At 32.4% G+C, this 12,420-nt stretch carries 19 protein-coding genes; 17 read left to right on the plus strand and 2 right to left on the minus strand.

Features of this window, described 5'->3' with window-relative positions; translation table 11 throughout:
* Positions 1 to 187 precede the first annotated feature (187 nt).
* Both QZN45_RS07310 and pyrF read right to left on the minus strand, forming a co-directional pair.
* Positions 188 to 436, minus strand: a complete 249-nt coding sequence (locus QZN45_RS07310) for a DUF5654 family protein (protein ID WP_292609341.1) — start codon at positions 434 to 436, stop codon at positions 188 to 190.
* A gap of 85 nt (positions 437 to 521) precedes the next feature.
* Positions 522 to 1,169, minus strand: a complete 648-nt coding sequence (gene pyrF / locus QZN45_RS07315) for an orotidine-5'-phosphate decarboxylase (RefSeq protein WP_296812245.1) — start codon at positions 1,167 to 1,169, stop codon at positions 522 to 524.
* A 199-nt stretch (positions 1,170 to 1,368) separates the two neighbouring features.
* Between pyrF and cbiM the strand changes: the two genes are divergently transcribed.
* From cbiM to QZN45_RS07400, 17 genes are all read left to right on the plus strand, one after another.
* Positions 1,369 to 2,034, plus strand: a complete 666-nt coding sequence (gene cbiM, locus QZN45_RS07320) for a cobalt ECF transporter S component CbiM (protein WP_292609339.1) — start codon at positions 1,369 to 1,371, stop codon at positions 2,032 to 2,034.
* Positions 2,035 to 2,044: 10 nt separating this feature from the next.
* Entirely contained in the window at positions 2,045 to 2,332 is a 288-nt protein-coding gene (locus QZN45_RS07325; RefSeq protein ID WP_292609337.1) for an energy-coupling factor ABC transporter substrate-binding protein, read from the plus strand.
* A gap of 43 nt (positions 2,333 to 2,375) precedes the next feature.
* A complete protein-coding gene (cbiQ, locus tag QZN45_RS07330; RefSeq protein WP_292609335.1) occupies positions 2,376 to 3,071 on the plus strand; it encodes a cobalt ECF transporter T component CbiQ in 696 nt (231 codons plus the stop codon).
* Between the two features lies 1 nt (position 3,072).
* A complete protein-coding gene (locus QZN45_RS07335) occupies positions 3,073 to 3,906 on the plus strand; it encodes an ATP-binding cassette domain-containing protein (RefSeq protein ID WP_292609333.1) in 834 nt (277 codons plus the stop codon).
* A gap of 135 nt (positions 3,907 to 4,041) precedes the next feature.
* Entirely contained in the window at positions 4,042 to 4,500 is a 459-nt protein-coding gene (gene ribC, locus QZN45_RS07340; protein ID WP_292608987.1) for a riboflavin synthase, read from the plus strand.
* Positions 4,501 to 4,513: 13 nt separating this feature from the next.
* Complete coding sequence (locus QZN45_RS07345; RefSeq protein WP_292881198.1) at positions 4,514 to 5,218, plus strand: glycosyltransferase family 2 protein; 705 nt, start codon at positions 4,514 to 4,516, stop codon at positions 5,216 to 5,218.
* Between the two features lie 9 nt (positions 5,219 to 5,227).
* Positions 5,228 to 5,575 (plus strand): DUF2304 domain-containing protein, encoded by a 348-nt coding sequence (locus QZN45_RS07350; RefSeq protein ID WP_292608981.1) that lies wholly within the window; start codon positions 5,228 to 5,230, stop codon positions 5,573 to 5,575.
* 3 nt (positions 5,576 to 5,578) lie between these two features.
* A complete protein-coding gene (locus QZN45_RS07355; RefSeq protein WP_296812212.1) occupies positions 5,579 to 6,250 on the plus strand; it encodes a (Fe-S)-binding protein in 672 nt (223 codons plus the stop codon).
* Complete coding sequence (locus QZN45_RS07360) at positions 6,237 to 7,439, plus strand: LUD domain-containing protein (RefSeq protein ID WP_296812214.1); 1,203 nt, start codon at positions 6,237 to 6,239, stop codon at positions 7,437 to 7,439. The genes QZN45_RS07355 and QZN45_RS07360 overlap by 14 nt, the downstream gene beginning before the upstream one ends.
* Before the next feature lie 89 nt (positions 7,440 to 7,528).
* Positions 7,529 to 8,242, plus strand: coding sequence for a (5-formylfuran-3-yl)methyl phosphate synthase (locus QZN45_RS07365; RefSeq protein WP_292608972.1), 714 nt, complete (start codon positions 7,529 to 7,531; stop codon positions 8,240 to 8,242).
* Between the two features lie 13 nt (positions 8,243 to 8,255).
* Complete coding sequence (gene guaB / locus QZN45_RS07370) at positions 8,256 to 9,740, plus strand: IMP dehydrogenase (protein WP_292608969.1); 1,485 nt, start codon at positions 8,256 to 8,258, stop codon at positions 9,738 to 9,740.
* A gap of 263 nt (positions 9,741 to 10,003) precedes the next feature.
* Positions 10,004 to 10,273 (plus strand): 50S ribosomal protein L37Ae, encoded by a 270-nt coding sequence (gene rpl37A, locus QZN45_RS07375; RefSeq protein ID WP_292608966.1) that lies wholly within the window; start codon positions 10,004 to 10,006, stop codon positions 10,271 to 10,273.
* A gap of 3 nt (positions 10,274 to 10,276) precedes the next feature.
* Positions 10,277 to 10,408: a DNA-directed RNA polymerase subunit P gene (locus tag QZN45_RS07380; RefSeq protein WP_292608962.1), complete on the plus strand. Its 132-nt coding sequence runs from the start codon at positions 10,277 to 10,279 to the stop codon at positions 10,406 to 10,408.
* Positions 10,409 to 10,550: 142 nt separating this feature from the next.
* Entirely contained in the window at positions 10,551 to 10,937 is a 387-nt protein-coding gene (locus QZN45_RS07385; protein WP_296800287.1) for a ribonucleotide-diphosphate reductase subunit beta, read from the plus strand.
* Positions 10,930 to 11,193 carry a KEOPS complex subunit Pcc1 gene (locus QZN45_RS07390; protein WP_292608956.1) on the plus strand — a complete coding sequence of 88 codons (264 nt, stop codon included), beginning with the start codon at positions 10,930 to 10,932 and terminating at the stop codon, positions 11,191 to 11,193. Before QZN45_RS07385 ends, QZN45_RS07390 begins: the two co-directional genes overlap by 8 nt.
* Positions 11,194 to 11,222: 29 nt before the next feature.
* Positions 11,223 to 11,570 (plus strand): prefoldin subunit beta, encoded by a 348-nt coding sequence (locus QZN45_RS07395; RefSeq protein WP_292608952.1) that lies wholly within the window; start codon positions 11,223 to 11,225, stop codon positions 11,568 to 11,570.
* Positions 11,571 to 11,606: 36 nt separating this feature from the next.
* A complete protein-coding gene (locus QZN45_RS07400) occupies positions 11,607 to 11,891 on the plus strand; it encodes a DUF3194 domain-containing protein (protein WP_292608949.1) in 285 nt (94 codons plus the stop codon).
* Positions 11,892 to 12,420: the final 529 nt, after the last annotated feature.

Below are 12,420 nucleotides of genomic sequence, written 5' to 3' on the forward strand. Positions count from 1 at the left end.
TTTTAGGCAATATTACAGAAAATAATGTCTTGAATTTATTTTTGAACATCGCTATGTGATAAAAAGTTGTATTATTATTGCTTGCGATTGTGGTGTATTTAATATTTGGATTTTTTTTGATTTTTTATATTTGATGAAAGTTTGAATTAAAAAAAGAAGTAAAAAGGAATTTGAAATTCCTTTAAATTTAGTCGTCTCCGAGTTCAATACCCATTTTACCTGCTACTCTTGCGAGTAATACAGTAACAATAACAGCAATAATGGTTACAACTATAGCATATATGAATAAACTTGGAAGAGCATCTCCAGTACCTATAAATTGTTCGATTAATTTTTGAATAGCACCATTCCATGCTAAACCTGCAACAAATGCGAATGCGGTTGTAATCAATCCTAAAATTGTTTCCATAATTAATTTTGTTACTTCGTTTGCCATGATTTTTTCCTCCATTTAAATAAATTTGTTCAAAGATAATAAGAACAATATTATTTTTATTTCTTTTGATTAAAATAGTTTAGTTTCAATTCAATGATTCGATTAATTTCGCACATGCTTCTTTTGGATTATCTGATTCGTAAATACTTCTTCCAACAATAATTGCATTTGAATATTCCAATGTTTTTTTACCATCTCCTCCCTGCTTTCCAACACCTGGAGAGATGATAAATGAGTCTTTTCCAACAATGTCGCGAATATCTGACAATCTGTCAAGCCTGGTTGCTGGTGCAACATAGTTTGTGATTCCCATATCAACACCCATCTGAGCTATTGCATCGGCATTTTTTTGCAGAAACATTTTAGCTCCAGGATGTGACATTTCTGTCAGTAAGAACAGTTCTTTGCCATGTTTATTTGCCATGTCGAGACATGCCTGTACGCTGTCAGATCCGACAAAGCCATGGCATATGATTGCATCTGCTCCTGCTTTGAATGTTTCGTCGCAGATTTTTTCGTTTGTTGCATCAATGTCAGCCACTTTAAAATCACATATTACTTTAAATCCAAATTTATTTTTCAGTTTGTTTATTATTTCAAGGCCTTCGGCCAGTGCCAGCGGGTATCCGATTTTAATTGTATCGATGTATTCTTTAATTGAATCGCAAATTTCAATAGATTCACTTTCACTCATCACATCTAGGGCTAAAATTAAGTTGTTTTTTATGTTCATGTTATCATCTTTTGGTATTTTCATATTAAAATAATTAGGTTATCCTAAATTTTGTTTAATGTATTACTAATAATATTTATATATAATAAGGTATATAATATCATTATCAATAAAACTTTAATAAATTTTAATTATATTTTAAATTTTTATTGAGTTATATATCAATTAATATTGATAGGTTATTTGGAGGAAATTATTTATGCATATTATGGAAGGATATTTACCATTGAACTGGTGTATTATATGGTTCGTCATATCATTCATCGTTGTAGCATTTGGTTTATATCAAATTAAGAAAATCGTAGATGAAACCCCTGAATCCAAAGCTTTACTCGCAGTAAGTGGTGCATTCATGTTCGTCTTATCATCTTTGAAATTACCTTCTGTTACTGGAAGTTGTTCTCACCCTTGTGGTAACGGATTAGGTGCAGCATTATTCGGTCCTGCTGTAACCGCAGTACTTGCAACTATTGTACTTTTATTCCAAGCATTATTACTTGCTCACGGTGGATTAACTACTTTAGGTGCAAACATATTCTCTATGGGTATTGTTGGACCATTAGCAGCATGGTTAATATATAAAGGTTTAACAAAAGCTAATATTTCATCAACTGTTGCAATCTTCTTTGCAGCATTCTTAGGTGACTTATTGACTTATGTAGCTACTTCATTCCAATTAGCTATTGCTTTCCCTGCTCCAAGTTTCGGATCAGCATTAACAAAATTCTTAGTTATTTTCGCAGTAACTCAAGTACCATTAGCTATTGGTGAAGGTCTATTAACTGTAATTATCTGGGACAGATTAAAAGCTTACAAACCAAAATTATTAGATAAATTAGGTGCTTTAGCTCCTAATGAAGCATAAGGTGATATAAATGAAAACATCAACATTAATTATATTGGCTGTTGTCTGTATCATATTATTCATTGCACCATTAATAATGTTTAATGGTCATGGAGAAGATGACGGATACTTTGGTGGTGCAGACGATGCAGCAGGTGAAGCTATCGAAGAAACAGGTTTCAAACCTTGGTTTTCATCTATATGGGAACCACCTAGTGGTGAAATAGAAAGTTTATTATTCGCTCTTCAAGCAGCTATAGGTGCAATCATTATTGGATATGCATTTGGTTATTGGAGAGGACAAGGTAAAGAAGAATAATTTTATTCTTCTTTTATTTTTTCTTTTTTTTTAAAGTGATTTTATGAAATTTGATATGGATTATATTGCACATCACAATGAATTAACAGAATTTAATCCTTACTTTAAATTGTTTTTAACAATCATATTGTTAATTGTTACATTAGCGCTTGATAATCTATATTTTGATGTATTCATATTTGTTGTAATGTCTATTGTCATTTTAGCCATTGCAAAAATCAACTACAAATCCTATTTAAAATTCCTGTCAATTCCAATGGCATTTCTTGTTATAACATGTATCTTTTTACTGTTATTCTTTGGAAAGGGCGAGGTAATATATGAAACAGGAATATTTGGCATAGTGGTCACTGATGATTCTTTTCATTATGCGGTTTATACATTTATGCGTGTAGTGGGTTGTTTACCAATTTTAGGTTTTTTAGCACTTACAACACCTATAGCAAAGATTTTAAATTGTCTCAGGACTTTGAAAGTCCCTAAAATCATGATTGAAATTGCACTTTTGATGTATAATGTCATTTTCATATTCCTGAATGAAATCGATACCATGCAGAAAGCCCAAAACTCTAGGTTGGGATATCATTCCTATTGGACTTCATTCAAGTCTTTGGGTGCTCTTGCAAGTACAATATTTTTGAGATCCCTTGATAAAAGCGAAACATTACAACATTCTCTCGATTCTAGAGGATATACAGGTGAACTTCCTGTTTATGTACCACCAAAAAAGGAGGAATAATATGTTAGAAGTAAAAAATATTAAATATGCTTATAATGCTGATTATCAGGCTCTTAAAGGAGTTAGTTTAAAGGTTGAAAGGGGAGAAATGGTTGCTCTCTTAGGTAAAAACGGTGCAGGTAAGTCAACTTTGTTTTTACATTTAAATGGGATTTATGAACCTGATGAAGGTCAAGTTTTCATTGACGGAGAAGAATTGAAATATGATAAAAAGTCTTTACTCAAATTCAGACAAAAAGTTGGTATTGTGTTCCAAAACCCTGATGACCAAATTTTTGCTCCAACAGTAGAGGAGGATGTGGCTTTCGGACCTCTTAATTTAGGTTTGCCTATGGAAGAGGTTCAAGACAGAGTTGAAGAAGCACTTGCTCGTGTTGGAATGAGTGGCTTTGAAAAAACAGCTCCGCATCATTTAAGTGGAGGTCAAAAGAAAAGAGTTGCTATTGCAGGAATTCTTGCAATGAAACCTGAAGTTATGGTTTTGGATGAACCTACTGCAGGTTTGGATCCTCAAGGAGTAGTTAATCTTCAAAAATTATTGAGGAATTTAAATGATGAGGGAATTACAATTATTATTTCAACTCACGAGGTGGATTTAGTTCCAAACTATGCTAAGAGAGTATTCGTTTTGGTTGATGGATTATTGATTGCTGAAGGCACTCCTAGAGAAATATTTGCACAACCTGAAATATTAGAACAAGCTAATTTGAAAGTTCCTATTGTTACTGAATTATTCCAAGACCTTGAAAAGGAAGGATATGACATGAATGGGGACTATCCGTTAACAATTGATGAAGCTAAGGATAAGTTTTTAGAATTGTTAAACAAAAACTAATTTTTTTTTAAATCAGATTTTTTTCATAATTATACTGCCCAAAGTATTACTTACAGTATTAATTCATAATACTTTTTAATTATTAACTAAACATTTATATTATTAAAGACATATTTTTTCATAAGGTGAATTTATATGAGAATTGGAATTTGTGACACTACATTTGCACGCTTTGATATGGCTTCAGCAGCTATTGATGAGCTTAAAAATAATGCTTATGATTTAAAAATAATTCGTGAAACTGTTCCTGGTGTTAAAGACTTGCCTGTAACAGCTAAAATTCTCATTGAAGAAGAAAATTGTGATATTGTAATGGCACTTGGAATGCCTGGACCTATGGAAAAAGATAAGATGTGTGCTCATGAGGCATCAACAGGCCTTATCAATGCACAGCTCATGACAAACACTCATATTTTGGAAGTATTTGTCCATGAGGATGAAGAGGAAGATCCTGTTGAGCTTGCAAAGCTTGCTGAAAACAGAGCACGTGAACATGCTCAAAACCTAATTAAAATGATGTATCACAGAAAAGCAATGAGAAAAGAAGCTGGAATGGGAATGCGTGAAGGAAAAGAGGATGCAGGACCATTATAATTAAAGGTGTAAAATGGAATATGAGATAACTGCCGAAGATAAGAATGCAACATATGTGGTTCTTCCGGCATATAATGAGGCAACAAGAATCCAACCTGTATTGGAATCTATTGCAGAGAAAGGATATAATATGGTCATCGTCAATGACGGTTCAACAGACAACACTTTGGATGTTATTCTTGAATCTAAAAGAAAATATCCGAATCAAATTCATGTCTTTTCTTTGATGATTAATCGTGGTGTGGGTGTTGCTACACAAACAGGCTTTGATGCCGTTTTGAATTTTAATCCAAAATATGTTGTCAGTATGGATTCGGACGGTCAGCACTCAGCTGATGATTTGGATAAGGTAATAAAACCATTGGTTACAGGTGAAGCTCAGGCTGTTATTGGTGTAAGGCCACTGGAGGATATGCCTAGAAGCAGAAATTATGCCAATGCAATCATGAATTTTTTAACAAAGATTTTTTATAGAGTGGATGTAAGCGATTCCCAAACAGGTTTCAGGGCAATTACCAGAGATGCATTGGATAAAATTACCATTAACGCTACTGGATATCTCATATCTTCAGAATTCATACGTGAAATCAATGACAATGATATTCCATTTGCAGAAGTTCCAATCGAAACAATATATACTCCTGAAACTCAGGCAAAAGGAACAAATACTACTGCTGCAATAAAAATATTGCTTCAGATGATTAAACATCAATTTTAAGGTGATAATATGTTTTTATATTCTTTAATATTTCCAATAATTTCCATTATAGCGATAGTTTGGTTTACACTCAGATATTTAAGGGGAAAACATTCTGCAGTTACAACTGTATTATGGGCTCTTTTCTGGATTATTGTAGCAATATTTTCACTTTTCCCAAATTTAAGTAATCAATTCGCTAAATTAGTGGGTATAACTCGTGGTTTAGATTTTATTATCATTTTAGTATTCATAGTATTGTTCTATACTATTTTAAGACTTTACTTTATTGTAGATAAATTGCAGAATGACTTGAATACTGTTGTAAAGCAGGTCGCAATACAAAATGAAGTTACTCTTGATGATGAAGAGGAATAATCCATGTTATATTTTAGAGGATGCACTGCAAGGGAAAAACAAAATGGCATTGCAAAAGCCACTGAAAGACTTCTTGAAATTGCAGGTGTCGATTTTCACACATTGGATGATGAAAAATGTTGTGGATCTGTTTTGCTTAGAACTGGTTTTGTCGATGAAGCGCAAGAGCAAATCAAAAAGAATACTAAAATTTTAGAGGGAGAAATCATTGTCACTTCCTGTGCCGGTTGTTATAAAACTTTAAAAGATGATTATGAAGGTTTGGTTGTAGTTCATATTTCACAGCTTTTATATGAACTGATTAAAGAAGGCAAACTTAATTTTTCTAAAAATGAAATGAATGTTACTTATCATGATTCCTGTCATTTGGGTCGCCATTGCAATGTTTTCGATGAGCCTAGGGAAGTAATAGAATCTGTTGCAAACCTGATTGAAATGGAAAATATTCGTGAAAACAGTCTGTGCTGTGGTGCTGGTGGGGGTGTAAAATCAGCATATCCTGAAATTGCTGATGAGATGGCATCTTCAAGGATAGGTCAGGCAAAGGAAACGGGTTGTGAAACATTGGTTACTCCATGCCCTTTTTGCAAACTCAATCTGGAAAATGATGATATTGAAGTTTTGGATTTGACTGAATTTTTAGTAAAATATGGTGATGTAAATGGAGAGCAGTGAACTTGAAACAATGAGAAAATCTTTCAGTACAGTTAAAAAAAGATCAGGCACTATTAAAGATTCAGCATCTACCAAAAGACTAATCAAAAGAGTTCAGGAAATTAAAAAGTTCTCCATTGAAAACAACGAAGAGTTATTAAATCATGCATTGGAATCATTTAAACGCAACGATATTGATTTTAAAATTGCCGATTCATCTAAGGATGCATTGGATATTATTGACGAATTGCTTGTGGAATATGATTGCACTACAATTGCCAAAGCCAAATCAAATACATTAGGTGAAATCAATCTTAAAGCACATCTTAAAGGAAGTAACATTGATGTTGTCGAAACTGATTTGGGTGATAGGATACTACAACTTAAAAAGACTGATAATAAACCTGTTCATCCAACAGGCCCTGCTTCTCATTTAAATATTTCCAAGATTGCGGATATCGTTAACGATTCATTGGATGTTAATGTTGACCCTGAAGCTAGGGAAATCATGGAAATTGTCCGGCATGATGTGTTGAAACGTCTTGAAAATGCCAATGTAGGTATAAGTGGAGCCAATGCAATAGCTGCTGAAGAAGGCTCTCTTGTAATGGTGCATAATGAGGGCAATATTTCAATAGTTTCACTAAAAGATTTGCATATAATTGTAGCTGGAATTGATAAGATTGTACCTTGTCTTGAAGACGCAATATCAATTGTAAAACTAGAAACAATTTTTGCAACAGGCAATTTTGTAACATCATATATGAATGTAATATCAGGGCCATCAAAAACAGCCGACATTGAAAAGAAACTCTTAAAGAACATGTATGGTGCTGAAAAAGTAGTTGTCATTCTTTTGGACAACGGAAGAAGTGAAGCTACTGATGAATGTCTTTATTGCATAGGATGTGGAAATTGTGTAGTTCACTGTCCTGTATATAATGCCGTTGGAAATGAATTTGGTTTCAATAATTATTTGGGCGGTCGTGGAGTGGCAATGTCCAAGTTTATTGAAGATGAAGAGACTTGCTATGATTCTGGCCTTTATATGTGTACTTTATGTGGATTATGTACTTTAAACTGCCCAGTAGCTATTCCGACAAATGAAATAATTGAAAATATGAGAAAATTATCTGCTGAAGTAGGATTCTATCCGAAGGCTCACGGCAAAATAAAAGAGAATATTTCTAATAATGATTCTCCATATTAACTACTTTTTTTTAAAAAAACAATAGTATTATAAGTAATAAGAAAGTAATATTAATATATTATAATATTATATTTTATTGGAGGAAATTTATGCTTCTATTAATAAGTCCTATAAATCGTGAAGAGGCTCTTGAATCTATTGAAGGCGGGGCAGACATTGTTGATGTAAAAAATCCTAAGGAAGGTTCTTTAGGTGCTAATTTCCCTTGGGTTATTAAGGAAATCAGGGAATTAACTCCTAAAGATAAACTTGTTAGTGCTACTTTAGGTGATGTGCCTTACAAACCAGGTACAGTTTCCCTTGCGGCAATGGGTGCTCATGTTTCTGGAGCGGATTATATTAAAGTTGGATTATATGGAACAAAAGACCATGATGAAGCGGTTGAAGTCATGGAAAATGTTGTCAAAACTGTTAAAGATGTAAGTGAAGATACTATTATTGTTGCAGCAGGATATGCTGATGCTCATCGTGTAGGTGCAGTAGGTCCTATGGAAATTCCAAAAGTTGCTAAAGATGCTGGATGTGACCTTGCAATGCTAGATACTGCTGTTAAAGACGGTCATACATTATTCGATTATTTAGATATTGATCAATTAAAAGAATTTGTAGAAGAAGCTCATGGTTATGGTTTATTGACTGCGCTTGCAGGATCCGTTAAAAAAGACCAATTAAAACCATTAAATGATATTGGCTGTGATGTTGTCGGTATCAGAGGAGCTGCATGTGTGGGTGGTGACAGAAATACTGGTAAAATACACCATACTGCAGTAGCTGAGCTTAAAGAATTATTGGATTCATTCTAATCAGGTGTAAATTATGTCATTTTCAAAAAAAGTTCAAGAAGCAAGAATGTCTTATACTTTTGATGATTTTCTCTTATCTCCTAATGCAAGTTATGTGGAGCCTAAAGATATTGACACTACCATAGAATTAGGTAATGGAATTAAATTAAATATTCCAGTACTTAGTGCAGCTATGGATACTGTAACCGAAGCAGACCTTGCAATCGCTATGGCTCAACAAGGTGGTGTAGGAGTAATTCATAGGAATATCTCACAAGAAAGACAAGTTGAAGAAGTAAAGAAAGTAAAAAATGCTGAAGATTTAACTATTCGTGATGTTATTACTATTCCTCCAGATTCCACTGTTGCTGAAGCTCAATCTTTAATGCATGATGAACTTATCAGTGGTTTGCCTGTTGTTGATGGTGATAAAATCATGGGTATTATCTCAAAAAGAGATATCAGACCAGTTTTAAAATCAGAACCATCCACAGCAATTAAGGATATAATGACATCGGATGTTGTCACTGTTGATGAAGGAGTTTCTACCGAAGAAGCGTTAAATGTTGCATATGAAAATAAGGTTGAAAGACTTCCTGTCGTTAATGATGGTAAATTAGTTGGAATTATTACCATTAAGGATATCTTAAACCAAAATCAATATCCGAATGCTGCACGTGACGATAATGGAAACTTTTTGGTTGCTGCTGCATGTGGACCGTTTGATTTGGAAAGGGCAATGGCTCTTGACCAAGCCGGTGCAGATATCATTTCCATTGACTGTGCTCATGCTCATAACATGAATGTGGTCAAATTCACTGAAACAATCAAAGATAATATTGATGCTGAATTATGTGTAGGTAATATTGCTACAGCTGAAGCTGCTGAAGATTTAATTTCTATGGGTGTAGATGCACTTAAAGTAGGTATTGGTCCGGGTTCAATGTGTACTACTCGTATCGTAGCTGGTGTTGGTGTACCTCAACTTACTGCTATTTCTGATGTTGCTGATGCTGCCGCTGATTCTGGAGTTCCTGTTATTGCTGATGGTGGTATAAGATACTCTGGAGATGTTGCTAAAGCTATTGGTGCAGGTGCAGATGCGGTAATGCTTGGAAACCTGCTTGCAGCATCCTTGGAAGCTCCTGGTGATATTGTAGTAATGAACGGTAAACAATACAAAAAATACCGTGGAATGGGTTCTATGGGTGCAATGACCAGTGAGTATGATGGAGGATCAGACAGATACTTCCAAAGTAATAAAAGTAAAATGAACCATACTAAGTATGTTCCTGAAGGAATTGAAGGTGCTGTACCATATAGAGGAACAATTGCAGAAATATTATTCCAGTTAGTAGGTGGTTTAAAATCATCTATGGGTTATTGTGGTGCGAAAGATATAGCTGCAATGAAAGAAAATGCAAGATTTGTTAGAATTACAAGTAGCGGTATTAAAGAATCCCACCCTCATGACTTGTTGATTACTAACGAAAGTCCTAATTATCCAACTCTTGAATAGTTGGATATTTTTTAATTTTTGTTTTGATGAGAATCCAGTGAAAAATTTGATTTGTAGGAAGAAGTATTTTCTCATCAAAATTATTTATATTTCAAAGAGAACCTTGTGTTTTCTATTAAATTAACTAGTTTTAAGAAAACATTTAAATATTAGTAAATGCTATATTATCATATTAGATAATTTTATGATTATTTTAGATAATCTATGTAAATTAAAATAATTTACATTTTAATTAAATTTTATTGATTACGGAGAGAATATAAATGGCAAGAACTAAAAAAGTTGGTATCACAGGAAGATTTGGTGCAAGATACGGAAGAAAAGCAAAAAGATCTGTAAAAATCATTGAAGAAAACATGAAAAAAAATCATGTTTGTCCTAAATGTGATAGACCTTATGTAAAAAGACAAGCTGCTGGAATTTGGAAATGCAGAAAATGTGGTGCAGTATTCACTGGAGGAGCTTACGTTCCTGAAACTCCTATGGCAAAATCTGCAGCACGTAGTATCAGAGATATTCGTGTGGAGGAATAGACTTTGTATAGATGTCCACGTTGTGGAGCAGAAGTAGACCATAAAAGCTACATGGAAAATAAATGTCCTAAATGTAGATATAGGATTTTATTTAAAAATGTTCCAGAAACAACTAGAGTTATAAAAGCTAGATAATTTATCTGCTTTTAATATATTTTTTTACTATTTTTGATTTTGTATGTTAATTTCAACTTCTAGGAAACCTTCTCAAAAAACCAGGAAGTTCTGTAAAAATTTAGCCCATTCAACAGGTTCAACTTCTGTTAACAGGGGTAAAATGAATATGCGTGAACTTCTTTTGAAGGCTTTGGAGTTAGATGAATTTAACTTAGCAGTTGTTAATGAACTTAAAGGAAATCCAAGTAAAATTACTTTTTATTCTAACAAAGGTGAAGTTTTACTTGTAATTCTCATTGGAGCTTCTCTTGAATTTGAAAAGTTAAATATTGCTCCATCCAAATTAAAAATAGTGTCTCATGTTAAAAAACTCGATGTCTTAAGTGAAATTTTGGACATTGAGCTAGCTGATAAAGCAGAGGATAATTATATATTAATTTCTAGTGATGATGATTTGGTAGCTAAAATTAATTTTATCAATAAATTCGGCGATAAAACCAATTTTCAGATCAATGTAAAGAAAATCTTAGAGGGTACACATGAGTGAAGGTCCTCTTGAATCTGTCAAAAGTGATATAGTTATCGAATTTGAAAGTAGCGCTCAGGCTAAAATAATTTATGATTCTATTATATTGGAATTCGATACGGCTCCGGATTTTAGATCATCAATGTCTATAGAATTGGAAGATTCTAAAATATTAATCAATATTGATGCAGAGGATTCCACCTCTTTTAGAGCTTCCATTAACTCGGCGATTAAGTGGATTAAATTAGCATTAGAGATAAATAACTTAACAAATTAATGTTCATATATAATTAAATAGGTGATATAATGGAGATTCCAGAAAATATTCAAAATCAATTAAATCAGTTTCAACAATTACAACAACAAGCTCAAGCAGTAAATATGCAAGTTCAAAATGTTGAAGTTCAAATTCAAGAAACTGAAAAAGCTTTAGAAGAACTCAAAAAAACCGATGAAAATACTGAAGTATTTAAACAAGCAGGTACTTTACTTATTAAAGTGGAATACAGCGATGCTTTATCTGAAATGGAAGAAAAATTAGAAACTCTTCAATTAAGAAAACAAACTATGGCTCGCCAAGAAGAAAGAGTCATGAAAAAACTTGAAGAGATGCAAGCTACTATTCAAACTGCTATGCAAGGAATGGGCCAATAGGCTTATTTTCTTAATTTCTTTTTTTCATCGATTTTTATGTCAAAGTTAAAAGTATTAACTCAGGAAGATTTGTCTAAAATTTCAGATGATTTTGGCGAAATTTTAGAACAGGAAGTTTCAAAAGTAATTTCCACTAAGGAATTGGAAGATTTAGATTTGGATATTGTTCTTAGTTATGAAAATGAACAATTGGACGTTGATGTTGATGTTGGAGTAATTTTTGATGAGCTTTCAGAAATTAATCAAGATCAAATCACTAAAGCCATTGATGAAGCTTATTTGAAGTTTGATTCTTATATCGATGACAATTTCAGAGTTTAATTATTTTTTTTAAATATTTGTGTAATACTTTTTTTATATTTTTTAGTAATTTAAGTAATACTTTTTTATAAAAAAGTATTTATATTATAAAGTTCAACTATTACATAAGTTTGAAGTAATTGCAATAGCTTAGCAATATAAGGACAAACACGTAATACTATCTTTCAAATTCCCTCTTTTAGTTACTTCAAACTGCCTACTTTATTTTTTTCAATTTGACTTTATCAAGCAAATTTTATTATTTTTCACGGGATTATGGATTTTTAAAAAGGTGGAGTTTATCTTTATTTTTAATTTTTTATAATATGTTTATTTTTTAATAAATCAATTAAAAATTTTTTAAAATTTTTATAATTTTTCTACAATTCATATATTCAAGTTTACTTTAATTTTTTTAAACTTTAGTAACATTTATATACTATGTAAATTAACTTATTAAATAGAGGTTCATAACATATTTGTTATTAATCGAAAATTGATCATTATTTTTAGTATACTCGGAAGGGGCTAAAAAACATTTTAGCTCTTT

The organism is uncultured Methanobrevibacter sp., assembly GCF_900314695.1.
Classification (GTDB): Archaea; Methanobacteriota; Methanobacteria; order Methanobacteriales; family Methanobacteriaceae; genus Methanocatella.